Below are 26,051 nucleotides of genomic sequence, written 5' to 3' on the forward strand. Positions count from 1 at the left end.
AACGGACGAGGAGCGGGTGAATCCGGTCGCCGATGGTCAGGATGGAGTCATGGGATTCCATGTCGACTCCGAGGCCGGGCGGCTGCGCCGCGTCATCCTGCACCGGCCCGATCTCGAGCTCAAAAGGCTCACCCCCAGCAACAAGGACGCCCTGCTCTTCGACGACGTGCTGTGGGTGCGCCGGGCGCGCGCCGAGCACGACGGGTTCGCGGACGTGCTGCGCGACCGCGGGGTCGCCGTGCACCTCTTCGGGGACCTGCTGACCGAGACGATGGAGATCCCGTCGGCCCGGTCGCTGGTCCTCGACCGCGTCTTCGACGAGAAGGAGTACGGGCCGCTGGCCACCGACCACCTCCGGGACGCGTTCGAGTCGCTGCCCGCGCCGGAGCTGGCGGAGGCCCTGGTCGGCGGCATGACCAAGCGCGAGTTCCTCCAGGGATACGCGGAACCGACCTCCGTGCGCTTCCATGTGATGGACCTGGACGACTTCCTGCTCGGCCCGCTCCCCAACCACCTGTTCACCCGGGACACCTCCGCCTGGATCTACGACGGCGTCTCCATCAACGCGATGCGCTGGCCCGCCCGGCAGCGCGAGACCGTGCACTTCGAGGCGATCTACCGCTACCACCCGCTGTTCCGCGGCGAGACGTTCCATGTGTGGTCCGAGGGGCAGGCCGACTACCCGTCCACCATCGAGGGCGGGGACGTGCTGGTCATCGGCAACGGCGCGGTGCTGATCGGGATGAGCGAGCGGACCACCCCGCAGGCCGTGGAGATGCTCGCGCACAAGCTGTTCGCCGCCGGGTCGGCCCGTACGATCGTCGCCCTCGACATGCCCAAGCGGCGCGCCCTGATGCACCTCGACACGGTGATGACGATGGTCGACGCCGACGTCTTCACCCAGTACGCCGGGCTCGGGATGCTCCGCTCGTACACCATCGAGCCGGGCGCCGGGGACAAGGAGCTGAAGGTCACCGACCATCCGCCGGAGCACATGCACCGTGCGATCGCCGCCGCGCTGGGCCTGAGCGAGATCCGGGTGCTGACCGCCACCCAGGACGTGCACGCCGCCGAGCGCGAGCAGTGGGACGACGGCTGCAACGTCCTCGCCGTCGAGCCGGGCGTCGTCGTCGCCTACGAGCGCAACTCCACCACCAACACACATCTGCGCAAGCAGGGCGTCGAGGTGATCGAGATCCCCGGCAGCGAGCTGGGGCGGGGCAGGGGCGGTCCGCGCTGCATGAGCTGCCCCGTGCAGCGGGACGCGGCCGCATAGAAATCCGACGGGGGCGCATAGAAATTCTGAGAGTCGTATAGAATTCCAACAGTTCTGTCCCCCATCCGTTGGAGCGCCCCCATGGCGACAGTCCCGACCGCCCTCGCCGGCCGCCACTTCCTCAAGGAGCTGGACTTCACCGAGGAGGAGTTCCGCGGCCTGGTCGAGCTGGCCGCCGAGCTGAAGGCCGCCAAGAAGGCCGGGACCGAGACGCGGTACCTGAGCGGCAAAAACATCGCCCTGATCTTCGAGAAGACCTCGACGCGCACGCGCTGCGCGTTCGAGGTCGCCGCCGCCGACCAGGGCGCCTCCACGACCTATCTGGACCCCTCCGGCTCCCAGATCGGGCACAAGGAGTCCGTGCGGGACACCGCCCGCGTGCTCGGCCGGATGTTCGACGCCATCGAGTTCCGGGGCGACAGCCAGGCCGCCGTCGAGGAGCTCGCCGCCCATGCCGGCGTGCCCGTCTACAACGGCCTCACCGACGACTGGCACCCCACCCAGATGCTCGCCGACGTGCTCACCATGACCGAGCACAGCGACAAGCCCCTGAGGGAGATCGCCTTCGCCTACCTGGGCGACGCCCGCTTCAACATGGGCAACTCCTACCTGGTCACCGGCGCCCTGCTCGGCATGGACGTACGCCTGGTCGCGCCCAAGGCCTACTGGCCCGCCCAGGAGATCGTCGACCGGGCGCAGGAGCTCGCCCGGGTCAGTGGCGCGCGCGTCACCCTCACCGAGTCCGTTGCGGAGGGCGTGCTCGGCGCCGACTTCGTCGCCACCGACGTCTGGGTCTCCATGGGTGAGCCCAAGGAGGTCTGGGACGAGCGCATCGAGGCCCTCGCCCCGTACGCCGTGACCATGGACGTGCTGCGCGCCACCGGCAATCCGGACGTGAAGTTCCTGCACTGCCTGCCGGCGTTCCACGACCTGGGGACCAAGGTCGGCCGCGAGATCCACGAGCGGCACGGCCTGACCTCCCTGGAGGTGACCGACGAGGTGTTCGAGTCACCCCACTCCGTCGTCTTCGACGAGGCCGAGAACCGTCTGCACACCATCAAGGCGATCATGGTCGCCACCCTCGCCTGACGGCGCGGCCCGACCGAGCTCCCGACCACCCCGTATCCTGACCGACGGCCCGGAACCACCCATTCCACGGCGCCGCCGCGCGACCCACCAGGTCGCCCCGCACCACCAGAAACGAGCACCACCCCCCATGCCCGCTCCCCGCATCAAGTCCCCGGCCCTCCTCGTCGCCGAATCCGGCGCCGACCGCGAGGGCCACGGCCTGAAGCGCACGATGGGACTGTTCCAGCTCATCTGCTTCGGCGTCGGCGCCATCGTCGGCACCGGCATCTTCGTCGGTCTCTCCGACTCCGTCGCCCAGGCCGGCCCGGCCGTCGTCGTCTCGTTCATCCTCGCGGCGATCACCTGCGTCTTCACCGCCTTCTCCTTCGCGGAGCTGGGCGGCGCGATCCCGGTCTCCGGCTCCTCCTACTCCTTCGCCTACGCCGGCCTCGGCGAGTCCACCGCCTTCCTGGTCGGCTGGTGCCTGCTGCTGGAGTACGGCGTCTCCATCTCGGCCGTCGCCGTCGGCTGGAGCCAGTACGTCAACGAGCTGCTGCACAGCCTCACCGGCGTCCAGCTCCCGGCCGCCCTGTCCGCCGGCCCCGGCGACGGCGGGATCATCAACCTGCCGGCCGTGATCGTCATCGCCATGGCCTCCGTGCTGCTGGTGCGCGGGGTGCGCGAGAGCGCCCGGGCGACGGCCGCCATGGCCGCGGTGAAGCTCGTCATCCTGCTGGCCTTCTGCGCCATCGGCTACAGCGCCTTCAAGCACGGCAACCTCACCCCGTTCTCCCCGGCCGGCCTCGGCGGCATCGGCGCGGGCACGACGGCCGCGTTCTTCTCCTACATCGGCTTCGACGCGATCACGACCGCCGGCGAGGAGGCCAAGAACCCGCGCCGGGACATCCCGGTCGCGATCATGGTCTGCATGGGCATCGTGACCCTGCTGTACTGTGCGGTCGCGCTCGCCGCGATCGGCGCCATCGGCGGCGAGCAGGTCGCGGGCCGTCCCGCCGCCCTGTCCTACGTCGTCAACGAGGTCACCGGCTCGACCGTCGGCGGCGGAGTGATCGCCTTCGGCGCGGTCGTCGCCATCGCCTCGGTGGTCCTCGCGGTGATGTACGGCCAGACCCGCATCCTGATGTCGATGTCCCGCGACGGCCTGATCCCGCGCGTCTTCGAGAAGGTGAACCCGAAGACCTCCACCCCGGTCGCCGGCACCCTGATCGTCGCGGTCGTCTTCGCGCTCCCGGCGGCCTTCGCCTCCCTCGACGCCGTGATGAACCTGTGCACCATCGGCACGCTCGCCATCATGGCCGTCGTGAACATCGCGGTGATCACCCTGCGCCGCCGCGAGCCGGGTCTGACCCGCAGCTTCCGGGTGCCGCTGTACCCGGTGGGCCCGCTGCTCGGCGTCGGCTTCTGCCTGTACCTGATGTACGAGACCGGCTGGCAGACCTGGATCCAGTTCGCCGTGTTCCTCGCCGTGGGCCTGCTGATCTACGCCGTCTACGGCCGCCGGCACTCCACGCTCGCCGGGGCCGCCCCCGAGGTCACGCCGGGTGCCGCCGCTGAACGGGAACCGCAGACAGTCTGAACCAGACCGCCTTGCCCGACTCGGTCGGGCGGTGGCCGCAGGAGGAGCTGAGGGCGCGGATCAGCAGCAGGCCGCGCCCGTCCTCCTGCCAGGGGTCGGGCGGCGTCAGATCCGGCCGGGTCAGCCCGCCGGGCGGCGCCGGGTCCGGATCGTGCACCTCCACGTGACAGCCGGTCGGCAGCAGATGCACCACCAGCTCTATCGGGCCGGTGCCCGCGGTGTGCTCCACGGCGTTGGCGACCAGTTCCGCCGTGAGCAGCTCCGCCGTGTCGCTGTCGGCCGTGACCGGGTGCGCCGGCTCGGCCAGCGCCGTACGGACCAGGGCACGGGCCACCGGCACGGCGGCGGCAGTGTGCGGCAGCGCGACGCGCCAGGAGGCCGAGGCAGAGGGTTCGTGCACCGTGAGTCCGTTCATGGTGCGAGGCGCCGGCGTGGAGACCATCGGCGTTCCAGTGGTGACCATCGGGCTGCCCCGCTTTCGACGAGGGAATGGTACGGGGGCCGCCGCCGGCGGCTTCCGGCGGGCTCCGTCCGGGACCGTCGGCCCCGGCACGGACGGCCTACCCGGGGGGACGGCCCGCCTCCCACGACGTCTGCGCTCGTTACCGCGCCATGGACGAGCTGTGACGAAACGACGGGCACCGGTCGCGCGGCGGCCACAATGTCACGCGGCGCTATCGCGCCATCATGACGACAGTCACGGATAAGTGATAACTTCGAGGGGAAGAACTCAGCAGGCACAGGCAGTCGCGCTCGAGGAGCGCCGAGGAGGCCGTACGTCATGAGTCCTTTCACCGGCTCCGCCGCCCGCACCCCCGACTGGCGCCACCTGCGCGTCAAGCTCGACGACGGCGTCGCCACGGTCACCCTCGCCCGCCCCGAGAAACTCAACGCGCTCACCTTCGGCGCCTACGCAGACCTGCGCGACCTGCTCGCCGAGCTGTCCCGGGAGCGCGCCGTACGCGCCCTGGTGCTGGCCGGCGAGGGACGCGGCTTCTGCTCCGGCGGCGACGTCGACGAGATCATCGGCGCCACCCTGTCCATGGACACCGCCGAGCTGCTGGACTTCAACCGGATGACCGGGCAGGTCGTACGGGCCGTACGGGAGTGCCCGTTCCCGGTGATCGCGGCGGTGCACGGGGTGGCGGCCGGCGCCGGGGCCGTGCTGGCGCTGGCCGCCGACTTCCGGGTGGCCGACCCGAGCGCCCGCTTCGCCTTCCTCTTCACCCGGGTCGGCCTGTCCGGCGGCGACATGGGCGCCGCCTATCTGCTGCCGCGGGTGGTCGGGCTCGGCCACGCCACCCGGCTGCTGATGCTGGGCGAGCCGGTGCGCGCCTCCGAGGCCGAGCGGATCGGCCTGATCAGCCAGCTCACCGACGAGGGCCACGCCGACGAGGCCGCCCAGATCCTCGCCCGCCGCCTCGCCGACGGACCCGCCCTCGCCCACGCCCAGACCAAGGCCCTGCTCACCGCCGAGCTCGACATGCCCCTGGCCGCGTCGGTCGAAATGGACGCCGCCACCCAGGCCCTGCTGATGAACGGCGAGGACTACGCCGAGTTCCACGCGGCCTTCACCGAGAAGCGGCCGCCGAAGTGGCGGGGGAGGTGAGGGCCGGATGACCGGTGCGAGGAGGGTCGCCGTCATCGGCGGCGGCCCCGGGGGCCTGTACGCGGCGGCCCTGCTCAAGCGGCTCGACCCAACCCGCGAGATCACCGTCTGGGAGCGCAACGCGCCCGAGGACACCTTCGGCTTCGGGGTCGTGCTCTCCGACGAGACGCTCGGCGGGATCGAACACGCCGACCCGGTGGTGTACCAGGCCCTCCAGCGGGACTTCGTCCGCTGGGACGACATCGACATCGTGCACCGCGGCACCCGGCACACCTCCGGCGGCCACGGCTTCGCCGCCCTCGGCCGGCGAAGGCTCCTGCAGATCCTGCACGAGCGCTGCCGCTCGCTCGGCGTCGAGCTGCGCTTCCGCACCGAGGCACCGCACCCGGCCCGGCTGACGGAGACGTACGACCTGGTGATCGCCGCCGACGGCGTGCACAGCGCCACCCGCGAGGCCTACGCGCACATCTTCCGGCCCCGGGTGACGAGCCACCGCTGCCGTTACATCTGGCTCGCCGCCGACTTCCCCTTCGACGCCTTCCGCTTCGAGATCGCCGAGACCGAACACGGCGTGATGCAGCTGCACGGCTACCCGTATGCGGCCGACTCGTCCACGGTCATCGTCGAGATGCGCGAGGAGGTGTGGCGGGCCGCCGGGTTCGACGAGCTGGACGAGGCGGAGTCCGTCGAACGCTGCGCCAAGATCTTCGCCGACGCTCTCGGCGGCCGCCCGCTGCGCTCCAACAAGTCCGCGTGGACCACCTTCCGCACGGTCGTCAACGAGCGCTGGTCGCACGGCAACCTGGTGCTGCTCGGAGACGCCGCCCACACCGCCCACTTCTCCATCGGCTCCGGCACCAAACTCGCCGTCGAGGACGCCCTCGGGCTCGCGGCCTGCCTCCAGGAGCGGCCGTCGACGGCCGAGGCGCTCACCGCCTACGAGGAGGAGCGCAGGCCGGTGGTCGCCTCCACCCAGCGGGCGGCCCGGGCCAGCCTGGAGTGGTTCGAGAACCTCGGCCTCCACCTCGACCAGCCGCCCCGCCAGTTCGCCTTCAACCTGCTCACCCGCAGCCGCCGTGTCACCCACGCCAACCTTCGGCTGCGCGACGCGCGCTTCACCGAGGCCGTCGAGCGCGAGTTCGGCTGCCCGCCCGGCACGCCCCCTATGTTCACCCCGTTCCGGCTGCGCGGACTGACGCTGCGCAACCGGGTCGTCGTCTCACCCATGGACATGTACTCGGCGGTCGACGGCGTCCCCGGCGACTTCCACCTCGTCCACCTCGGCGCCCGGGCCCTCGGCGGCGCCGGCCTGGTGATGACCGAGATGGTCTGCGTCAGCCCCGAGGGCCGGATCACGCCGGGCTGCGCGGGGCTGTGGACCGGCCGGCAGGCCGACGCCTGGCGGCGGATCACCGAGTTCGTGCACCGTCAGGCGCCGGGCACCGCGATCGGCGTGCAGCTGGGGCACAGCGGCCGCAAGGGCTCGACGAAGCTGATGTGGGAGGGCATGGACGAACCGCTGCCCGAGGGCAACTGGCCGCTGGTGGCCGCCTCCCCGCTGCCGTACCGGCCGGACAGCCAGGTCCCGCGCGAGCTGTCCCGCGCCCAACTCACCGATATCCGCGAGCAGTTCGCCTCCGCCGCGGGGCGCGCCGCCCGGGCCGGCTTCGACCTCCTCGAACTGCACTGTGCCCACGGCTACCTCCTGTCCGGCTTCCTCTCCCCGCTGACGAACCACCGCACCGACGCCTACGGCGGCAGCCTGGAGGGACGGCTGCGCTTCCCGCTGGAGGTCTTCGACGCCGTCCGCGCGGTGTGGCCCGAGGAACGCCCGATGACCGTCCGTATCTCCGCGACCGACTGGGCGGAGGGCGGCACGACGGCCGAGGACGCCGTGGCGATCGCCCGCGCCTTCGCCGCGCACGGCGCCGACGCCGTCGACGTCTCGACCGGGCAGGTGGTGGCCGAGGAGCGGCCCGAGTACGGGCGGTCGTACCAGACGCCGTTCGCCGACCGGATCCGTCAGGAGGCCGGCGTCCCCGTGGTCGCGGTCGGCGCGATCTCCTCCTGGGACGACGTCAACTCCCTGATCCTGGCCGGACGCACCGACCTGTGCGCGCTCGCCCGCCCGCACCTCTACGACCCGCACTGGACCCTGCACGCCGCCGCCGAGCAGGACTACCAGGGCCCCGGCGTCGCCTGGCCGGCGCCCTACCGGGCGGGCAGCCGCCGCCCGCAGACCGGCCGCGCGGACGCCCCGAAACCCCGGCTCACGCTGGCTCACGCCGCGGAGCCGACGCCCTCCGGCGAGGTGTAGCCCCACGCCTGGCACAGCGGCGGCAGCGCGGCAGTTCGTGCGGGGCGTGCAGCCGCGAGTGGGCGCAGGACCGCTGTCATGGTCCGCCGACGCCCACGAACACCGCTCCCGCGTCCCGCAGCCGCTCGTGCAGCCCCCGGAAGACCGCGGCCGAGCGGGCGCCCGGCCAGTCGGCGGGCAGCAGCCGGGCGGGCAGCCCGGGGTCGACGTAGGGCAGATGGCGCCAGGAGTCCAGGGCGAGCAGGTAGTCGCGGTAGGCATCCTCGGGCGGGGTGTCGGCGCGCCGCTCCCAGGAGTGCAGCACATGCGCGTGGCGGCCCAGGAACGCCTCGTGCTGCTTGGCGATCGCCGCCAGGTCCCACCAGCGCCCCACCGCCGCGGCGGTCGGCGTGAAACCCAGGTGCTCGCCCCGGAAGAAGTCCACGTACGCGTCCAGCCGCAGCCGGCGCAACGTGTGGCGGGTCTCCTCGTACAGCCGGGCCGGGGCGATCCACACGCCGGGCGCCGCCGTGCCGAAGCCGAGCCCGGCCAGCCGGGAGCGCAGCACATGCCGCTTGTTCCGCTCCGACTCCGGCACGGAGAACACCGCCAGCACCCAGCCCTCGTCCGCGGGCGGAGCGGTCGCGTAGATGCGGCGGTCGCCGTCGTCCAGCAACTGCCGTGCCTCGGGCGACAGTTCGTAGCCCGCCGCGCCCTGCTCGGTGCGGGCCGGCACGAGCAGCCCGCGCCGTTTCAGCCGGGACACCGAGGAGCGTACGGAGGGCGCGTCCACGCCGACCGCGGCCAGCAGCCGGATCAGCTCGGCGACGGGTACCGGGCCCGGAGCGAAGCGGCCGTACGCGCCGTACAGCGTGACGATGAGGGACCTCGGGGCGGGTTGCGCGGGCTGCTCGGACACGTTGATCATTTTAGGTCGTCGGCGATGCCGCCGGTCACCGTCACCGCCTCCGTCACCGGCCCCCGTCGACCGCGCGATTCCCGGCCACGGCACGGCTGCCGGTCACGGCACGGCTGCCGTCCACGGCGCGGCTGCCGTCCGCCCCGCGCAGCCGGAACCGCTGCAGCTTGCCGGTCGCCGTGCGCGGCAGCGCGTCCAGGAACACGATCTCGCGCGGGCACTTGTACGGCGCCAGCTCGGACTTCACATGCGCGCGCAGCGCCTCCGCGTCGCGCGCCGCGCCCTCCTTCAGGACGGCATAGGCCACCACGACCTGGCCGCGCGCCTCGTCGGGCCGTCCGACGACCGCCGCCTCCACCACGTCCGGGTGACGCAGCAGCGCGTCCTCGACCTCCGGCCCGGCGATGTTGTACCCGGCCGAGATGATCATGTCGTCGGCGCGGGCCACATAGCGGAAGTAGCCGTCGGGCTCGCGGACATAGGTGTCACCGGTGACGTTCCAGCCGTCGCGCACGTACACGCGCTGCCGCTCGTCGGCGAGGTAGCGGCAGCCGACGGGCCCCTGTACGGCGAGCAGTCCCGGCTCGCCGTCGGGCACGGGCCGGCCCTGCTGGTCCTGGACCCGCGCGTGCCAGCCCGGCACGGGAACGCCGGTGGTGCCCGGCCGGATGTCGCCGTCGGCCGCCGAGATGAAGATGTGGAGCAGCTCGGTGGCGCCGATGCCGTTGACGATGCGCACACCGGTGCGCTCGTGCCAGGCGTGCCAGGTGGCCGAGGGCAGGTTCTCCCCGGCGGACACACAGCGCCGCAGTGACGAGATGTCGTACGCGTCGCCCGTGCCGAGCGCGTCGAGCATCGCCCGGTAGGCCGTCGGGGCGGTGAACAGCACGGACACCCGGTGCTCGGCGACGGCCGCCAGCAGCTGCCGCGGGTGGGCCTCTTCGAGCAGCAGGGCGCTCGCGCCGGCCCGCAGCGGAAAGACGACCAGCCCGCCGAGCCCGAAGGTGAACCCGAGCGGGGGGCTGCCCGCGAACACGTCGTCCGCGCGCGGCGCCAGGACATGCCGGGAGAAGGTGTCCGCGATCGCCAGGACGTCCCGGTGGAAGTGCACACAGCCCTTGGGCCGGCCGGTGGTGCCCGAGGTGAACGCGATCAGCGCCACGTCGTCGGCGGCGGTGTCCACGGCCGGGAACGCGGTGTCGGGCGCCGGGCGGTGCAGCAGGTCGTCGGGGGCGTCGCCGCCGTACGTCGTGAGGGTGAGCCCGGGCACCTCCGCCTTGACCAGGTCGTCGACGGACCGGATGTCGCACAGGGCGTGCCGGATCCGGGCGATCTCGCACACGGTGCTCAGTTCGTGCGGGCGCTGCTGGGCCAGCACGGTGACGGCGACCGCGCCCGCCTTGAGCACGGCCAGCCAGCAGGCCGCCAGCCACGGCGTGGTCGGGCCGCGCAGCAGCACCCGGTTGCCGGGAACCACGCCGAGGTCGCCGGTCAGCACGTGCGCGATGCGGTCGACGCGGGCGCGCAGCTCGCCGTAGGTCCAGGTCTCCCCGCCTCCCGTACGGAACGCGGGGCGCCCGGCGTCGACGCCGGCCGAGGGGTCCAGCAGCTCGGCGGCGCAGTTCAGCCGGTCGGGGTAGCGCAGCTCCGGCAGGTCGAAGCGTAGCTCGGGCCACTGGTCCGGGGGCGGGAGGTGGTCGCGCGCGAAGGTGTCGACGTGCGCCGAGGTCGTCGGCGGCCGAGCGTCGTCCCTGGTGGAAACCATCGGGTCCATGGCGGTTCGCCCCTCGTCGTCGTGGGCCAGGGCCTGTCCGGCAATGCCCGACAAGCCCCACCCTTGGAGCGTATCGTCTTGGTGACGGCAGTCAACGGTGCGCGATACGGTGGACGTGAACCCCGGTCGCCTCCGGGGGAGGGAGGACCGGCGAATGCCCGCATTCTCGCTCGAACCGGAACAACTCGCCTGGTGCGCAGAGCTGCGCACCCTCGCCGCCGACCGGCTGCGCCCGCTCGCCGAGAAGGGCGAGCCGGGCCGCGTCAACCACGCGCTCCTCGCCGAACTGGGCCGGCTCGGCCTGCTGGAGCGCCTGTTCACCTCCGGAGCCCTGGACCTGTGCCTCATGCGGGAGTCCCTGGCCTACTCCTGCACCGAGGCCGAGACCGCCCTCGCCCTCCAGGGCCTGGGCGCCCACCCGGTCCACGCCCACGGCACGCCCGCCCAGCGCGATCGCTGGCTTCCCGCGGTCATGGACGGCAGCGCGGTGGCGGCCTTCGCCCTGAGCGAGCCGGGCGCGGGCTCGGACGCGGCGGCGCTGGGGCTGCGCGCGGAACCGGAGGGTGCGGAGAGCGAGGGCGGTCGGCCCCCCGGCGCCGGGGGGCCGCCAGGCTCCGCCTCCGCGGAAGGCGCGGCCAGGGGAACCGGTGCCGGACGACGGGAGGGCGAGTCCGGCGCAGCACCACTGGTCGAACCGGGCGCCACACCCCTCGCCGGACCCGGAGACCTCCGGCTCACCGGCCCCGGCGGCTCACCACTGGCCGAGCCCGGCGGTGCGCCGCTGGTGGATCCCGGCGCCGGCCCCCTCGGCCGGCCCGGCGGCGCCAGGCCGCTCGCCGCGTCCGGCGCCTCACCCCTCGCCGAGCCGCACCGCTCACCGCTCGCGGGGACCGGCACCGCGCCCGCAGCCGCCGCCTCCCCTCCCACCGCCCGTCCCGAGGGCCCCGCCCGCTGGCGGCTCACCGGCCAGAAGTGCTGGATCTCCAACGCCCCGGAGGCCGACGTCTACACGGTCTTCGCCCGCACCACGCCCGGCGCCGGATCCCGTGGCATCACCGCCTTCCTGGTCCCCGCCGACCGCCCCGGCCTCACCGGCAGCGCACTGGAGATGCTCTCCCCGCACCCCATCGGCACCCTCGACTTCGACGGCGTCCCGGTCACGGCGGACGACGTGCTCGGCGAGGTCGACCGCGGCTTCCGGGTCGCGATGGGCACTCTCAACCTGTTCCGGCCCAGCGTCGGAGCCTTCGCCGTGGGCATGGCGCAGGCCGCACTGGACGCCACCCTCTCCCACACCGCCCGCCGGGAGGCGTTCGGCGGGACCCTCAACGAGTTGCAGACCGTCGCCCATCAGGTCGCCGAGATGGCCCTGCGCACGGAGGCCGCCCGGCTGATGGTGTACGCGGCGGCCACGGCGCACGACGACGGCGCCCCGGACGTCCCCCGGCGCGCCGCCATGGCGAAGCTGCTCGCCACCGAGACCGCCCAGTACGTCGTCGACACCGCCGTACAACTGCACGGCGCCCGCGCCCTGCGCCGGGGCCACCTCCTCGAACACCTCTACCGCGAGGTGCGCGCACCCCGGATCTACGAAGGGGCGAGCGAGGTGCAACGGTCCATCATCGCCAAGGAGTTGTACGCCATGCATGCGCGACGGGAGGCGGAATGACCGCCGAACGCGTCAACCCGCCGGAGCTGTCCCCGGCCACCGGCTTCTCCCACGCCGTCGTCGCCACCGGCTCCCGCGTGGTGTTCCTGGCGGGCCAGACGGCACTCGACTCCGGCGGCAAGGTGGCAGGCGACACCCTCCCCGGGCAGTTCGAGCGCGCCCTGACCAACCTGCTCACCGCCCTGCGAGCCGCCGGCGGCAGCCCCGCCGACCTGGCCCGCGTCACGGTCTACGCCACCGACATCGCCGCCTACCGCGCACACGCACCCGAACTCGGCGGCATCTGGCGGCGGTTGGCGGGCCGCGACTACCCCGCGATGGCGGTCGTGCAGGTGGTGCGCCTGTGGGACGAGGAGGCGATGGTGGAACTCGACGGCTTCGCCGTCCTGCCCTGACGACCCGTCATGGGGCCCGCCGGAGCGACTGACCGCCGTGCTCCGGGACTCGCCACCGAAGGAGTGAGGATCACGGCCGCGGGCGCCGCCGTTGGGTACCAGTGGAAGCCCCCACCCACGTCCGCGAACCCGGGAGGCTCCAGCCCATGACCGCAAGACCCGCACGGTCCGTACGTTGCGCGCGTCCCGTTCTCGGCGTCCTCGGCGTGGCCGCCGCGATGCTGCTCCTGGCCGCACCGGCCGCGCCCGCCCACGTGGCCGCGTCGGCCGCCGACGAGACGGTGACCGTCGATCCGGCGGCCGGGCTGGCGGCCGACGGCACCGTCACGATCTCCGGCACCTACCGCTGCACCGGCGCCGACGGACCGGTCTTCGTCAGCTCCGGCATCAGCCGGAAGGACTCCGCCACCCGCTACGGCATCGGCGGCACCCGAGCCGTGTGCGACGGCGCCGAGCACACCTGGACGAACACGGGCAAGCCCTCGGACACCCTGGACCCGGGCACCGCGCACGTCGAGGCGACCATCATGGAACTCACCCCCCAGGGGGGCCTGCCGCTGCTGCCCCGCTTCCACGCGGTCGGCGAGCAGGACGTGACCCTGACCCGCGCCTGACCGGCGGCCGGCGGCTCCCCGACGTCGCCGTCACATCCTCCTGATGGCGGCGAACGTGACCAGGACCAGCCCGGCAGCGACCCAGAAGGCGGCCTCGACGGCATGCAGGGCGGCCGAGGGACCACTAGAGGGTGCGGCGCCGGAGAGATAGACGCTGCCGAGGACCGCCACCCCGAGCGTGGCACCCAACTGCTGGACGGCGTTGAGAAGACCGGCGGCGGAACCGACCTCCTGCGGCCGCAGCGGCTCCAGCGCGATGGTGAAGAACGCGGGCGTGAAGAGCCCGACCCCGAGCCCGATGACGCCGAGCGCGTACAGCAGCGGCGTGGGGTAGCCCGTGGGGCTCGCGGAGCGGTAGACGGCGACGGCGGCGAGGGCGCCGGCCAGCAGCACGGCGAGTCCGAGGGGCATCATGCGGTGCCCGTAACGCTTGACGAGGTGGGCGCCGGCCACCCAGGAGGCGAGGGCCAGACCGACCGACCACGGGACGAGACTCAGCCCCGACTTCAGCACTCCGCTGGCAGCGCGAGTTGGAGATGGAGCACGACGACCGTCGTCAGACCGTTGGTGACGGCGAAGAACACCGTCGAGGTCACCAGGGCGGCGGGAAAACCACGGCGGGCGAAGAGACTCGGCTCCACCAGCGGGGTGCGGCCCGCGCCGGCGACCCTGCGCTGGTGCACCGCGAACACGGCCATGAGACACAGCCCGGCGGCGATGCCCGCCCAGCTCCACCCGGACAGCGCGGTGAGATCGGCTCCGATGAGCGGACGGACGAGGAGCCCGACACCGGCCATCGCCAGGAGCGTGCCCGTCACATCGAGGGTGGGCCGCTCGGGGGCGCGGTCCTCCATGAGCCGGGGGGAGAGCGCCAGAACGACCAGGCACAGGGGGATGTTCACGAGAAAGACGGCGCGCCACGACGAGCCGAAGAGATCGGCGTGCGTGATGAGACCACCGAGCACCGGCCCGCACACGGCGGACAGCCCCATGACAGGCCCGATGCTGCCGAGCGCCTTGGACATCTCGGCCCCGGAGAACATGGTCCGGATCAGACCGATGGTCTGAGGAATGATCAGGGCCGCGGCGGCCCCTTGCACCGCACGGAAGGCGATCAGAGCTCCCACTCCGGGCGCGAGGGCACACGCGGCGGACGCGGCCATGAACCCCGTGACCCCGATCACGAACAGCCGCCGCCGGCCGGCGATGTCCCCCAACCGGCCACCGCCGACCAGCAGCACGGCGAACGGCAGGGTGTACGCGGCCGTGAACCACTGGACATCGGACACCGCCCCGCCCAGATCGGCATGGATCGCCGGTGCGGCGACCTGCACGACGGTCGCGTCCAGCAGATTCATCGCCTCCCCGAGCAAGAGCGCGACGAGCCCCGCCCATCGCCATCGGTACGCCGCCGCACCCGGAGCAGGCGTCAACACACGCTCGGCAGTCATCGAATGTCCTCCCCACCGCCAACGACACGCCGATCCCGGTCCGCCTCGGCGACGAACCGGGATCGACCGTGACGAGCGTGCAGGCGGGAAGCGAACTACTCCACCCAGAGCATGAAACTCGAGGATCCTCTCCACCGAAGTGGCCTCGAGTGCCGATTCCCCACGCATCACCCCGGTGCGGAACGCCTCAGCGTGCCGCACATATCTGTCATGCGGTGACGTTGCCCGTGGTCGTGAGGGTGCCCGTGCCCTGGTCGAGCAAGGCTCCGGAGCCCCATCCCCGCAAGTCGTTGCCGGTCACCCAAGTGCCCTTCGAGCCGGGCAGGACAGCGATGGCCGCGGTGGCGGCGGTCTGTTCCGCCCCCTGGCGAACGACGTTGCCCTGGCAGGACATGTTCGGCGCGGCGCCTCCCAGCCGGATGCCGTAGGTGGCGGCGGAGCCCGCGGTGTTCGCTCCGGTGACGTGGTTGTCCCGCACGGCCGCGTCAGGGCACCCGACCGCGATTCCGTGGCCGGCGACGCCGTCGACCCGGTTACCGGTGACAAGGGGCGCGTCGCCGTTCATGGCGGCACCGGACAGACCTACATCGACACCGATGCCGTCCCCCGCGCAGTCGGCCACCGTGTTCTGGGCGATCACCACACCGGGCGAGTGCTGGACATGAATGCCCTGGCAGTTGTTCACGCCCGTGCCCTTCACGGTTTCCGACACGGTGTTTCCGGTGATCGCGGCGCGACGGGCGTACTTCACGTAGATTCCGGTCTCTCCCTGGACTCGGGTGACCACGTTGCCGCTGATGGACAGACCCGTGACGGCATCGGTGACGACGATGCCGCCGCCCGTCGAGGAGCCCGTGCCCGTGTCGGTGATGACGTTTCCTTCGACGGACAGAGCGGACAGGGAGTTTCCGCCCAGGGATTCGACCTTGATTCCGCTGATCTGCGCCCGTGTCACGGTGTTCGCGTGCACCATCGAACCGCTCCAGTCCACGACCCGCACCCCGTGGCCCGCCGCGGCCTCGACATGGTTGTCGAGCACCCTGACGCCGGTGTGCACCACGCCGGCCTTGCCCCCGTGGTCACCGCACAGTGCGCCGTACAGGCCGTGCGGCGAGTCCACGAGGGTGCAGCCGGTGACCAGGATGTCGGCGCAGGGCGTGTCGTCGTACGGCGGGCACGGCAGGGACGCCTCGCTGATGGCGCCGGTGATCTGTACGGCCTCCTTCTCGCTGCGGGTGGTGTACGTGGCATCCAGGCCGTCGAAGACACAACCCACGATCCGCGCCCGCCGCACGGCGTTGAGCTCCACCGCATGCGCCGAGGGCACGCGCAGGATCGTGCAGTCCTGGACGAGGACGTCCTCGCAGTGCCCGAAGCCCATGGCGTCGGAGGTTCTGGTGTACACATCGCCTGCCATGTCCCATATGCCGCCCAGCACGGTCAGGTTCCCGGCGCCCGAGTAACCGGGAGCGTTCGTGGCGGCGTCGAAGTTCTTCAGCAGCGCACCGCTGTCGGCCCGCCGGGTGATGCGCGCCCCGTGCGCGTTCACGGTCATCCCCGCGCCCATGATCAGGGAAGCGCCGACGAGATAGCTTCCCGGTGGAATCAGCACCGTGGCACTGCAGGAGGCGGAGCGAGCGGCGCCGAACGCCTGGACGAACGCCGAGGTGTCGTCCGTGTTTCCGTCCCCCACCGCCCCGTACGCGCGCACATCGAACACCGACGCCGTACCGGCAGCCGCCGCTCGCGGCGCGTCGGCCAGTCCGGCAACCCCCCGGACACCGATGGCTCCACCCGTGCCGAGCAGCATGGACCGACGCTTCATGTCCCACCTCACGAATACCGGAAGGGCCGGCGGCAGCCGGCCGAGAGGCAAGATCATAAGGAGTGGGACACAGGGCGGCCCCGGCCGCGGGGCAGGCGGTCGTGGATGCCCTCACCGAGCCGAACTTCCCCGGTCTGGAACGGGGTTGCGGTCCCCGAGGCGCCGCCGCACCCCCTCCAGAATCGCCTTCGCCGAACCGCCGTGGACAATGAGGGCTTCTGCAAGTGCCCCGAAGGCTCAGCGGGGGACCGCTGCACCAATCTCCATGTCGAACAGAGGCAGGGGCAGCGCGTCGGAGCCGCGGTTGGTGTTGGGTTGGCAGGGGAGTCGGCTGCCGCGGCACCTGGAGCAGCTGGACGGGTGGGTGGCATCGCGGTGATGGCACGACTGGGGCTACGAACATGTTGGAAGACAGGGAGGGACCATGACTGACGAGCGCAAGGGGACCGTGCCCGTGTGGACGCTGGCGACCGCTGATGTCAGGGTGCCGGGCTTGACCGCGGGTGAGTCGATGACGGCTGAGCGGCTGGCCGAATTGCGCGGAGTGCTGGCCGTCCTGGCCGACGAGCCGATCGTCACACTTGAGGTGCATCCGCTGCCCGACAAGATCGACCGTGGACGCGGCATCCCGCTCGACGCCGCGAGCCCCTTGGCGCAGCACCTGTCGCAGTTCATCACGCGATCGGCGCGCAGTTCCCTTACGACGGCCAGAGCGACCGCTTCCGGCGAGAACCTGTATCGCATGGTGGTCCCGGCAAAGGTCGCCGCCCAGTTCGGGCAGGGCCTCGTCCGCCCGATGGCATCGAAGGCGGCGGCCGGTGGCATCCACAGTGCACTCATGAACTCAACCGGCATCGCCGCCAACGCGACGTTCGTGCCGGTCGGAGGAGCGGCAGCGGCGGGCGCAGTCGGCGGGGCCGGTGCGACCGCCGGTGCCGTGGCCGCCGGCGGCACTGCGCTCACCGTGGCCGCTCCGCTCGTGCTCATGGCCGTGGCGGTGGGAGTGAGCGCGCACGCCGACCACAAGCGCCGCCAGGCCATCGAACACATCACAGAACTGTTGGAGCAGCTTCAGCAGGAGAAACTCGACGACGAGCACAGCGCACTCAACGGCTGCCGGGGCGCCATCGACAAGGCCACGGCCATCCTGCTCGACCAGGGCAAGCTCGGCGTCTCGCTGGGACTCGACTCGGCCGTGCACACCCTCGACACGGCGCTGAGCAAGGCCGACCTCCGCCTGGCCCGATGGCAGAGTGCGCTCGACAGACTGCCCGAGGGTAGGGCCGTCGAACTCAGCACGCTGACCAAGTCGTTCCCCGGCGTCGACGACGACGGCGGCATGTTCCGTACCCACCTCCAACTCGCCTCCCTGGCCATCGCGCTGATGCGGAGGGTCGTCGTCCTCCAGGCCGTCGAGCATGCCCAGAGCGAGCCCGGCAACCCGTTCGAGAACTTCACCCGAGCACTCAAGCGCGATCAACAGCGCCTCGACGAACTGGAGTCGGGCATCGCCGGTGTCCTGGTACGCCTGTCGGCACTGGAACTGGGCCGCCCGAGCGGCATGCGGCCCGTCTTCACGACCGGTGAAGTCGATCGCTTGATGAGTGCGGCCCACCGGATTCACCAGCTGGGCGACGGCATCGTGGCCGACAGTCGCACGACAGACGTGGCGATCGAGATCGCCCGCGACAAGGACGGCTCGGTGGTGGTGTTCCCTGCGCTGGCCGCGTAGCTGGACCAGGGTGACCTGATGTCACTCGCTCACCGGTCGGCACTGCCGGGTGGGACGACCCATTCGGTGGGCTGGCCGGTGAGGGGGGTGATCATGTCGAAGCCGGCGTCGAGGGCATGGCACTGGATCTCGAGAGCGGTGAAGGCGCCGTCGTCGGTTCCGTGGTGGTCGAAGCTCTGGTCGATCAGTTCCCCAGGTGGTCGACATCCGGCCGCACCTCGGCGTGCGCCGCCTCAAGGAATCGATGCCGGACGCCACCGAGGTGCTTCCAGGGCTTCCTGCCGTGGGGCGTCCCGTGGCAGTACGTGTCGCCAAGAGCGTCAGGCCGATGTCCTTCCGGTGACGCACACGTGGAGTGCCGGGCAATCCCTCCTCCAGCCCCCGAGGCCGGCAGTCTCTCGGCCTCGGCCCAAAAGTCCCTGAGAAGTCCCACAGGCGAAGCCGAACCCCTCCTGGCTTACATACAAGCAGGTCAGGAGGGGTGTGGCGGCGTTGTTTCCGAGAGCGGTCAGATGTCCCGGAAGATCTCGATCTGTGCCCCGATCGAGTTCAGGCGCTCGGCGAGGTCCTCGTAACCGCGGTTGATGACGTAGACGTTGCGCAGCACGGACGTGCCCTCCGCGGCCATCATGGCCAGCAGGACGACGACGGCGGGGCGCAGGGCGGGCGGGCACATCATCTCGGCGGCGCGCCAGCGGGTCGGGCCCTCGACGAGGACGCGGTGCGGGTCCAGCAACTGCAGTCGGCCGCCGAGGCGGTTGAGGTCCGTGAGGTAGATCGCACGGTTGTCGTAGACCCAGTCGTGGATCAGGGTCTTGCCCTGGGCCACCGCCGCGATGGCCGCGAAGAACGGCACGTTGTCGATGTTCAGGCCGGGGAACGGCATCGGGTGGATCTTGTCGATCGGCGCCTCCAGCTTGGAGGGGTGCACGGTCAGGTCCACCAGGCGCGTACGGCCGTTGTCGGCCACGTACTCCGGGGTGCGGTCGTGGTCGAGGCCCATCTCCTCCAGCACCGCGAGCTCGATCTCCAGGAACTCGATCGGTACCCGGCGCACCGTCAGCTCCGACTCCGTGACGACCGCGGCGGCGAGCAGGCTCATCGCCTCCACCGGGTCCTCGGAGGGGGAGTAGTCCACGTCCACGTCGATGTCCGGCACGCCGTGGACGGTGAGCGTGGTCGTGCCGATGCCCTCCACCCGGACGCCCAGCGCCTCAAGGAAGAAGCACAGGTCCTGGACCATGTAGTTGGAGGAGGCGTTGCGGATGACGGTCACGCCGTCGTGGCGGGCGGCCGCCAGCAGCGCGTTCTCGGTCACGGTGTCGCCGCGCTCGGTCAGCACGATCGGGCGGTCCGGGCGGACTGAGCGGTCCACGGTGGCGTGGTACTGCCCCTCGGTGGCCGCCACCTCCAGGCCGAACCGGCGCAGCGCGATCATGTGCGGCTCGATGGTGCGGGTGCCGAGGTCGCAGCCGCCCGCGTACGGCAGCTTGAAGCGGTCCATACGGTGCAGCAGCGGGCCGAGGAACATGATGATGGACCGGGTGCGGACGGCCGCCTCGGCGTCGATGGCGTCCAGGTCGAGGCCGGCCGGCGGCACGATCTCCAGGTCTACGCCTTCGTTGATCCAGCGGGTGCGCACGCCGATCGAGCCCAGCACCTCCAGCAGGCGGTAGACCTCCTCGATCCGCGCCACCCGGCGCAGCACCGTGCGCCCCCGGTTCAGCAGCGAGGCGCACAGCAGGGCGACGCAGGCGTTCTTGCTCGTCTTCACGTCGATGGCGCCGGACAGCCGGCGGCCGCCGACCACCCGCAGATGCATCGGGCCCGCGTAGCCGAGCGACACGATCTCGCTGTCCAGGGCTTCTCCTATGCGGGCGATCATCTCAAGGCTGATGTTCTGGTTGCCTCGTTCGATGCGGTTGACGGCGCTCTGACTGGTGCCGAGTGCCTCGGCGAGCTGCGCCTGCGTCCAGCCGCGGTGCTGCCGGGCGTCACGGATGAGCTTGCCGATGCGTACGAGGTAGTCGTCTGCCATGAGGTTGAGGTTATCTCAGATATGAGATGGTGCCCGTCAGGGGGGTCCATTCGGGTGATGGGCCGTCAGTGGTGCCTGCTCGTACGGGTTCGACGCCACCCGAAAGGTCCAGGCAAATCCACTGATGTCGTATGACGTCCGGTGCTGCTGTGGGTGTGTCGCGGTCCGTTCTTCCCGCCGACGGTGACGGACCAGGAGCGTTTGTTGATGCTGAGCCGCACCCCGGGAAGAATTCGAAAACTCTTGCGGAACGTCAGCGGCATGCGGTGTCTCCTTCCTGGCCGCCACGCCCTGGGGCCTTGCACGTTCACTGCCACGTTCTCTCCGGATACCCCGACTTGGACTACTGATGGCCGGACGCCGGGAGTTCGCCGCCGCCCGGGCGGTCCTGTCGGCGCATGTGACCTGGATCACCGTGGGCGGCGAAACCCGACATTCTTCCCGCCGCTCTTCTTCTGCGAATGGGGTGGTGGAACGACTGTCCCGCGCGTGAACGGAGCCGGAACGAGTGAGTCGTCCGAAGGATGTGCGGCCGTTGCCCGGCCGGCGTACGGTCATGGGCTCCATGGCAGGAGCCATGGCGGCCGCGCTGGCCGGCTGTTCCGGTGCGAAGAAGCCGAAGCCGGCTTCGAACAGCGCCGAGCCGCTGACGCTGCCCGTCGCCACCCGGGTCGGGTTCGGCACGGCCGGCCGCCCGTTGGTGATGCAGGTCGTCGCCCACCCGGACGACGACCTGTACTTCATGAACCCGGACACGCTCGGCGGACTCGACCAGACCGTCCCCCTGGTGTCGGTATACGTGACTGGCGGCGGTTCCTACGGCGTCAACGCCGTCCCCGGCCGCCACAAGCCCCTGCCCGATGTCCCCGCCTACGTCTCGGCCCGCCGACAGGGTCTGCGCCAGGCGTACGCGGCGATGCTCGGGCTCGGCCTCTTCGCGCCCTGGACCCGGTCCATCCTGACCGTGCCGGACGGCGGTGAGGTCGAGGTGCAGAGCCTCACCCACCGGGGCAGGCGCGTCGATCTCGTGTTCCTCAGCATCGACATGCACACCCGGGTGGGTATCGGCACCCCGGTCGGTATGACGCAACTCTGGGCGGACCCCGGCGTCCAGGTCGCCACCGTGGTCGTCCCGGGTTCTCCGGTCACCACGTCGCGCCACTACAGCCGGGACCAGTTGATCGAGACCCTCGCCCATCTCTTCGACCGGTTCCGGCCCACGGTCATACGCACGCTGGACCCGGACCCCGACGTGCAGGTGCACAACGCGCACAACCCCAGGGGCAGCGATCAGCGCGGTTACTCGGACCACCCGGACCACACCGCGGTCGCCCTGTTCACCTGGGCCGCCATGACCCAGTGGGTGGGACGCAGCACATCCTCCGGGGGCAAGGCCCCGGTGTTCCTGACCGAGACGTACCGCGGCTACTACAACCAGCGGTGGCCGATCAACCTGCCCGACACCGTCGTCCGGCAGAAGGCCCGCTACCTCGACGACTACGGCGGCAACCCCGACTGGCGCTGTGGCGATCCCAGCGGTTGCGGCGACTACAGCGTCGGTTCGGGCTCCTCGCTGCGCTCCAAGCGCAACTGGGTGCGCAGCACCCACTACCGGTATCCCACCTCCGGACCACAGGGCGTCGCCGGACCGGGAGGCGAGCTGACCGTCTACGGCGTACTCGGCATCCGGGCCGCCCGCTGGACGCGTGGCACGGCGGGCAAGACGGCATGGAGCGCCCCGGAAGACCTCGGGGGCGGCCCGCTGGCCCCGGCGCTGAGCGTCGTCACGACCCCCGACAGGCGGGACCTGTTGTTCGCGCTTCGCTTCTCCGGGCTGGGCGCCGCGCCGGCCGACAACACGAGGGACGTCGTCTTCCTCGAGCAGCAGTCCGCCGAGGGGCCGTTCCCCGACACGTGGAGCAGCCTCGGCAATCCCGAGCGCAACCCGGTGCGTGGCCGCCGGGTCGGGCCGCCGACGGCGGTCCTGGGCCGCGACGGCCGCGTCCACGTCTTCGCGCGGAATGCCTCCAAGGGCCTCAGTACACGGGTCCGGGACACGGCGGGGCACTGGTCGCCGTGGCAGAACCTGGCCGGCGGCCAGGTGCAGGAGGGGCTCACCGCCGCCGCCGACGGCACCGGTCGCATCCATGTCTTCGCCGCCGGGCGCGGCGCCGTCCACGAGTGGGCCCAGTCCGCCCCCGGAGCCGCGGTGCGCTACCGCGGTCCGCTGCGGCTGAGCGCACCACCCGCCGAGGCGCCGTCGGCCGCGACCGCGGCGGACGGCTCGCTGGTGCTCGCCTACCGGGTTCCCGAGACCGCGCGGATCGTCGTCGAGCGGCTGGCCGGGAGCGGCCGGAACTGGCAGCCCGCGTCGGCCGTACGGCAGACGGGCTTCGGGCCGCTTGCGCTGCTGCCCGGCGCGGGCCGCGGCGCCGGGCCGATCCTGGCGGTACGGACCGACACCGGCGGGGCCCTGCTCGCCGGGCCCGGGCCCGGCACCGTACCCGTGGACGCCCCGACGACCGCCTTCTGCGTCGGCCGGCCAGCGGTGGTGCCCGCGCCCTCCCATGGCGTGGGCAACGCGACCGGCCCGGTGCTGGTCGCGCTCGGCGCGCGGACGGCACCGGTCACGCTGTAGACGCCTCACAAGCGGGACGCGCGGTCACCGGAACGCATGGCGGAAGAGATGGCATGTCGCGTTCTCCCGACCGTGGACGGACCGGATGCCGTCGGTGACGGGGTTGTTGGACGAGCTGGAGCCGGCGTGGCAGAGGCGTGAGCCCCGACGGCCGTGGTGGCCTCCGCGGCATCGATCGCGGCGGCTGCGAGAGGTCAGTCACCGGCCGCGCATGACCATCCGGCCCCCATGTACTAGAGTTATCTCGACATCGAGATATCTGCCGAGGAGCACCGCAGCCGCCACCCAGGGTAAGGGTTACCTAACTTAGCCTTACCTCAGCGGAATGGCCGAGATGCCGTGGCGGCAGCATCGTGGTGGTACGCGCACATCAATGAAGGAGACTGTCGTGTCGGCGAACAGCTTCGACGCCCGCAGCACGCTGCAGGTGGGCGACGAGTCGTACGAGATCTTCCGGCTTGACAAGGTCGAGGGCTCGGCCCGACTGCCTTACAGCCTGAAGGTCCTGCTGGAGAACCTGCTCCGCACCGAGGACGGCGCGAACATCACCGCCGACCACATCCGCGCCCTCGGCACCTGGGACTCCCAGGCACAGCCGTCGCAGGAGATCCAGTTCACGCCGGCCCGCGTGATCATGCAGGACTTCACCGGCGTTCCGTGCGTCGTGGACCTCGCGACGATGCGCGAGGCCGTGAAGGAGCTCGGCGGCGACCCGGCGAAGATCAACCCGCTCGCCCCGGCCGAGCTGGTCATCGACCACTCCGTCATCGCCGACAAGTTCGGCACCAACGACGCCTTCCAGCAGAACGTCGAGCTGGAGTACGGCCGCAACCGCGAGCGCTACCAGTTCCTGCGCTGGGGCCAGACCGCCTTCGACGAGTTCAAGGTCGTCCCGCCCGGCACCGGCATCGTCCACCAGGTGAACATCGAGCACCTGGCCCGCGTGGTGATGGTCCGCGACGGCAAGGCCTACCCCGACACCCTGGTCGGCACCGACTCGCACACCACCATGGTCAACGGCCTCGGCGTCCTGGGCTGGGGCGTCGGCGGCATCGAGGCCGAGGCCGCCATGCTCGGCCAGCCGGTCTCCATGCTGATCCCGCGCGTCGTCGGCTTCAAGCTCACCGGCGAGCTGCCCACCGGCACCACCGCCACCGACCTGGTGCTCACCATCACCGAGATGCTGCGCAAGCACGGTGTGGTCGGCAAGTTCGTCGAGTTCTACGGCGAGGGCGTGGCGGCGACCAGCCTCGCCAACCGCGCCACCATCGGCAACATGTCGCCGGAGTTCGGCTCCACCGCCGCGATCTTCCCGATCGACGCCGAGACCATCAACTACATGCGCCTGACCGGCCGCCCCGAGCAGCAGCTCGCGCTCGTCGAGGCGTACGCCAAGGAGCAGGGCCTCTGGCTGGACCCGAACGCCGAGCCGGACTACTCCGAGAAGCTCGAGCTGGACCTGTCCACCGTCGTGCCCTCCATCGCCGGCCCGAAGCGCCCGCAGGACCGCATCGTCCTCGCGAACGCCGCCGAGCAGTTCAAGCTGGACGTCGTCAACTACGTCGACACCGTCGACGAGGCGGGCGTGGAGTCCTTCCCGGCGTCCGACGCCCCGGCCATCCACCCCAACGGCACCCCGTCCAACCCGGTCCCGGTGACCGCCCCCGACGGCACCACCTACGAGCTGGACCACGGCGCCGTGACCGTCGCGGCCATCACCTCCTGCACCAACACCTCCAACCCGTACGTCATGGTCGCCGCCGCGCTGGTGGCCAAGAAGGCGGTGGAGAAGGGCCTGACCCGCAAGCCGTGGGTCAAGACCACGCTGGCGCCGGGCTCCAAGGTCGTCATGGACTACTACGACAAGGCCGGCCTGACCCCGTACCTGGACAAGCTGGGCTTCAACCTGGTCGGCTACGGCTGCACCACCTGCATCGGCAACTCCGGCCCGCTGCCGGAGGAGGTCTCCAAGGCCGTCAACGAGCACGACCTCGCGGTCACCTCGGTCCTGTCCGGCAACCGCAACTTCGAGGGCCGGATCAACCCCGACGTCAAGATGAACTACCTGGCGTCCCCGCCGCTGGTCGTCGCCTACGCCATCGCCGGCTCCATGAAGGTGGACATCACGCGTGACGCCCTCGGCGTGGACCAGGACGGCAACCCGGTCCACCTGAAGGACATCTGGCCCTCGGAGTCCGAGGTCAACGACGTCGTCGCCAACGCGATCGGCGAGGACATGTTCTCCAAGTCCTACTCCGACGTGTTCGCCGGTGACGCCCAGTGGCAGTCGCTGCCGATCCCGACCGGCAACACCTTCGAGTGGGACGCCGAGTCCACCTACGTCCGCAAGCCCCCGTACTTCGAGGGCATGGGCATGGAGCCGGCCCCGGTCGAGGACATCACCGGCGCCCGGGTGCTCGCCAAGCTGGGCGACTCGGTCACCACCGACCACATCTCCCCGGCCGGCGCCATCAAGGCCGACACCCCGGCGGGCAAGTACCTCACGGAGCACGGCGTCGAGCGCCGCGACTTCAACAGCTACGGCTCCCGCCGCGGCAACCACGAGGTGATGATCCGCGGTACGTTCGCCAACATCCGCCTGCGCAACCAGATCGCGCCGGGCACCGAGGGCGGCTACACCCGCGACTTCACGCAGGAGGGCGGCCCGGTCGCCTTCATCTACGACGCCTCGCAGAACTACCAGGCCGCCGGCGTCCCGCTGGTCGTCCTGGCCGGCAAGGAGTACGGCTCCGGCTCGTCCCGCGACTGGGCCGCGAAGGGCACCGCGCTCCTCGGCGTCAAGGCCGTCGTCGCCGAGTCCTACGAGCGCATCCACCGCTCGAACCTCATCGGCATGGGCGTCCTGCCGCTCCAGTTCCCGGAGGGCACCTCGGCCGAGTCCCTCGGCCTGACCGGCGAGGAGACCTTCTCCATCTCCGGCGTCACCGAGCTCAACGAGGGCCGCACCCCGCGCACGGTCAAGGTCACCACCGACACCGGCGTCGAGTTCGACGCGGTCGTCCGCATCGACACCCCCGGCGAGGCGGACTACTACCGCAACGGCGGCATCATGCAGTACGTGCTGCGCAACCTGATCCGCAAGTAAGGGATCAGCAGAAGCAGTTGGGCCGCATCCCCGGCAACGGGGGT

Annotated in this window: 19 protein-coding genes and 1 pseudogene; 12 read left to right on the top strand and 8 right to left on the bottom strand. The window is 71.4% G+C overall.

The features are described 5' to 3' along the window. The first annotated feature begins 49 nt into the window (after positions 1-49). The 3 genes from IE318_RS18050 to IE318_RS18060 all read left to right on the top strand — a co-directional run bounded on the left by IE318_RS18050 (position 50) and on the right by IE318_RS18060 (position 3,941). Positions 50-1,276: an arginine deiminase gene (locus IE318_RS18050; RefSeq protein WP_189901570.1), complete on the top strand. Its 1,227-nt coding sequence runs from the start codon at positions 50-52 to the stop codon at positions 1,274-1,276. An 81-nt stretch (positions 1,277-1,357) separates the two neighbouring features. Next, on the top strand, positions 1,358-2,365 hold the full coding sequence (argF, locus tag IE318_RS18055) for an ornithine carbamoyltransferase (protein ID WP_189901572.1): 1,008 nt from the start codon (positions 1,358-1,360) through the stop codon (positions 2,363-2,365). A gap of 127 nt (positions 2,366-2,492) precedes the next feature. Beyond that, entirely contained in the window at positions 2,493-3,941 is a 1,449-nt protein-coding gene (locus tag IE318_RS18060) for an amino acid permease (protein ID WP_189901574.1), read from the top strand. On the opposite strand, the gene IE318_RS18065 is transcribed toward IE318_RS18060, so the two are convergent. Then, positions 3,898-4,356: an ATP-binding protein gene (locus IE318_RS18065; RefSeq protein ID WP_189901576.1), complete on the bottom strand. Its 459-nt coding sequence runs from the start codon at positions 4,354-4,356 to the stop codon at positions 3,898-3,900. The two genes, IE318_RS18060 and IE318_RS18065, sit on opposite strands and share 44 nt — an antisense overlap. A 366-nt stretch (positions 4,357-4,722) precedes the next feature. Here IE318_RS18065 and IE318_RS18070 point away from each other — a divergent pair, with 366 nt between their 5' ends. Next, positions 4,723-5,550 (top strand): enoyl-CoA hydratase family protein, encoded by an 828-nt coding sequence (locus IE318_RS18070; RefSeq protein ID WP_189901578.1) that lies wholly within the window; start codon positions 4,723-4,725, stop codon positions 5,548-5,550. Between the two features lie 7 nt (positions 5,551-5,557). Continuing rightward, positions 5,558-7,867 carry a bifunctional salicylyl-CoA 5-hydroxylase/oxidoreductase gene (locus IE318_RS18075; RefSeq protein WP_189901581.1) on the top strand — a complete coding sequence of 770 codons (2,310 nt, stop codon included), beginning with the start codon at positions 5,558-5,560 and terminating at the stop codon, positions 7,865-7,867. 76 nt (positions 7,868-7,943) lie between these two features. Here the strand turns inward: IE318_RS18075 and IE318_RS18080 are convergent, their stop codons facing one another. Beyond that, positions 7,944-8,774, bottom strand: a complete 831-nt coding sequence (locus IE318_RS18080; protein WP_189901584.1) for a PaaX family transcriptional regulator — start codon at positions 8,772-8,774, stop codon at positions 7,944-7,946. 43 nt (positions 8,775-8,817) lie between these two features. After that, a complete protein-coding gene (locus tag IE318_RS18085; protein ID WP_373311219.1) occupies positions 8,818-10,530 on the bottom strand; it encodes an AMP-binding protein in 1,713 nt (570 codons plus the stop codon). Positions 10,531-10,693: 163 nt separating this feature from the next. Here IE318_RS18085 and IE318_RS46520 point away from each other — a divergent pair. The 4 genes and pseudogenes from IE318_RS46520 to IE318_RS18105 all read left to right on the top strand — a co-directional run. Beyond that, positions 10,694-10,960, top strand: a pseudogene (locus IE318_RS46520) (acyl-CoA dehydrogenase); the annotation flags it as partial. A gap of 51 nt (positions 10,961-11,011) precedes the next feature. Then, positions 11,012-12,208 (top strand): acyl-CoA dehydrogenase family protein, encoded by a 1,197-nt coding sequence (locus tag IE318_RS44960; protein WP_373311220.1) that lies wholly within the window; start codon positions 11,012-11,014, stop codon positions 12,206-12,208. Further along, on the top strand, positions 12,205-12,603 hold the full coding sequence (locus IE318_RS18100) for a RidA family protein (protein ID WP_189901586.1): 399 nt from the start codon (positions 12,205-12,207) through the stop codon (positions 12,601-12,603). Before IE318_RS44960 ends, IE318_RS18100 begins: the two co-directional genes overlap by 4 nt. A 146-nt stretch (positions 12,604-12,749) precedes the next feature. Beyond that, positions 12,750-13,217 carry a DUF6299 family protein gene (locus IE318_RS18105; protein ID WP_373311216.1) on the top strand — a complete coding sequence of 156 codons (468 nt, stop codon included), beginning with the start codon at positions 12,750-12,752 and terminating at the stop codon, positions 13,215-13,217. 30 nt (positions 13,218-13,247) lie between these two features. Here IE318_RS18105 and IE318_RS44965 read toward each other — a convergent pair whose 3' ends face one another. The 3 genes from IE318_RS44965 to IE318_RS18115 form a co-directional block, all read right to left on the bottom strand. After that, positions 13,248-13,730: an MFS transporter gene (locus tag IE318_RS44965; protein WP_229903577.1), complete on the bottom strand. Its 483-nt coding sequence runs from the start codon at positions 13,728-13,730 to the stop codon at positions 13,248-13,250. Beyond that, positions 13,724-14,575 carry an MFS transporter gene (locus IE318_RS44970; protein WP_229903578.1) on the bottom strand — a complete coding sequence of 284 codons (852 nt, stop codon included), beginning with the start codon at positions 14,573-14,575 and terminating at the stop codon, positions 13,724-13,726. Before IE318_RS44970 ends, IE318_RS44965 begins: the two co-directional genes overlap by 7 nt. A gap of 301 nt (positions 14,576-14,876) precedes the next feature. Further along, the gene (locus tag IE318_RS18115; protein ID WP_189901588.1) at positions 14,877-16,493 is read right to left on the bottom strand and encodes a right-handed parallel beta-helix repeat-containing protein; all 1,617 of its coding nucleotides are present in this window, start codon (positions 16,491-16,493) and stop codon (positions 14,877-14,879) included. A gap of 424 nt (positions 16,494-16,917) precedes the next feature. On the opposite strand from IE318_RS18115, the gene IE318_RS18120 reads away from it, so the two are divergent. Further along, positions 16,918-18,225 carry a hypothetical protein gene (locus tag IE318_RS18120; RefSeq protein WP_189901590.1) on the top strand — a complete coding sequence of 436 codons (1,308 nt, stop codon included), beginning with the start codon at positions 16,918-16,920 and terminating at the stop codon, positions 18,223-18,225. Positions 18,226-18,733: 508 nt separating this feature from the next. Here IE318_RS18120 and IE318_RS18125 read toward each other — a convergent pair. Both IE318_RS18125 and IE318_RS18130 read right to left on the bottom strand, forming a co-directional pair. Then, positions 18,734-20,263, bottom strand: a complete 1,530-nt coding sequence (locus IE318_RS18125) for a helix-turn-helix domain-containing protein (protein WP_030177825.1) — start codon at positions 20,261-20,263, stop codon at positions 18,734-18,736. 65 nt (positions 20,264-20,328) lie between these two features. Beyond that, positions 20,329-20,526 (bottom strand): DUF4236 domain-containing protein, encoded by a 198-nt coding sequence (locus tag IE318_RS18130; RefSeq protein ID WP_189901592.1) that lies wholly within the window; start codon positions 20,524-20,526, stop codon positions 20,329-20,331. A 302-nt stretch (positions 20,527-20,828) separates the two neighbouring features. On the opposite strand from IE318_RS18130, the gene IE318_RS18135 reads away from it, so the two are divergent. Both IE318_RS18135 and acnA read left to right on the top strand, forming a co-directional pair. Further along, positions 20,829-22,901 carry a PIG-L family deacetylase gene (locus IE318_RS18135; protein ID WP_189901594.1) on the top strand — a complete coding sequence of 691 codons (2,073 nt, stop codon included), beginning with the start codon at positions 20,829-20,831 and terminating at the stop codon, positions 22,899-22,901. A gap of 388 nt (positions 22,902-23,289) precedes the next feature. Further along, positions 23,290-26,007, top strand: a complete 2,718-nt coding sequence (acnA, locus tag IE318_RS18140) for an aconitate hydratase AcnA (protein ID WP_030177831.1) — start codon at positions 23,290-23,292, stop codon at positions 26,005-26,007. The last annotated feature ends 44 nt before the right edge of the window (positions 26,008-26,051 follow it).

Source organism: Streptomyces spiralis, assembly GCF_014654675.1.
Lineage (GTDB): Bacteria > Actinomycetota > Actinomycetes > Streptomycetales > Streptomycetaceae > Streptomyces > Streptomyces spiralis.

Bases quoted from the DNA above. Each gene is read 5' to 3' on its own strand.
- IE318_RS18050 (WP_189901570.1), top strand. From the start codon at position 50: ATGGGATTCCATGTCGACTCCGAGGCCGGGCGGCTGCGCCGCGTCATC.
- argF (WP_189901572.1), top strand. From the start codon at position 1,358: ATGGCGACAGTCCCGACCGCCCTCGCCGGCCGCCACTTCCTCAAGGAG.
- IE318_RS18060 (WP_189901574.1), top strand. From the start codon at position 2,493: ATGCCCGCTCCCCGCATCAAGTCCCCGGCCCTCCTCGTCGCCGAATCC.
- IE318_RS18065 (WP_189901576.1), bottom strand. From the start codon at position 4,356: ATGAACGGACTCACGGTGCACGAACCCTCTGCCTCGGCCTCCTGGCGC.
- IE318_RS18070 (WP_189901578.1), top strand. From the start codon at position 4,723: ATGAGTCCTTTCACCGGCTCCGCCGCCCGCACCCCCGACTGGCGCCAC.
- IE318_RS18075 (WP_189901581.1), top strand. From the start codon at position 5,558: ATGACCGGTGCGAGGAGGGTCGCCGTCATCGGCGGCGGCCCCGGGGGC.
- IE318_RS18080 (WP_189901584.1), bottom strand. From the start codon at position 8,774: ATGATCAACGTGTCCGAGCAGCCCGCGCAACCCGCCCCGAGGTCCCTC.
- IE318_RS18085 (WP_373311219.1), bottom strand. From the start codon at position 10,530: ATGGTTTCCACCAGGGACGACGCTCGGCCGCCGACGACCTCGGCGCAC.
- IE318_RS44960 (WP_373311220.1), top strand. From the start codon at position 11,012: ATGGACGGCAGCGCGGTGGCGGCCTTCGCCCTGAGCGAGCCGGGCGCG.
- IE318_RS18100 (WP_189901586.1), top strand. From the start codon at position 12,205: ATGACCGCCGAACGCGTCAACCCGCCGGAGCTGTCCCCGGCCACCGGC.
- IE318_RS18105 (WP_373311216.1), top strand. From the start codon at position 12,750: ATGACCGCAAGACCCGCACGGTCCGTACGTTGCGCGCGTCCCGTTCTC.
- IE318_RS44970 (WP_229903578.1), bottom strand. From the start codon at position 14,575: ATGAATCTGCTGGACGCGACCGTCGTGCAGGTCGCCGCACCGGCGATC.
- IE318_RS18115 (WP_189901588.1), bottom strand. From the start codon at position 16,493: ATGAAGCGTCGGTCCATGCTGCTCGGCACGGGTGGAGCCATCGGTGTC.
- IE318_RS18120 (WP_189901590.1), top strand. From the start codon at position 16,918: ATGACTGACGAGCGCAAGGGGACCGTGCCCGTGTGGACGCTGGCGACC.
- IE318_RS18125 (WP_030177825.1), bottom strand. From the start codon at position 20,263: ATGGCAGACGACTACCTCGTACGCATCGGCAAGCTCATCCGTGACGCC.
- IE318_RS18130 (WP_189901592.1), bottom strand. From the start codon at position 20,526: ATGCCGCTGACGTTCCGCAAGAGTTTTCGAATTCTTCCCGGGGTGCGG.
- IE318_RS18135 (WP_189901594.1), top strand. From the start codon at position 20,829: ATGGCAGGAGCCATGGCGGCCGCGCTGGCCGGCTGTTCCGGTGCGAAG.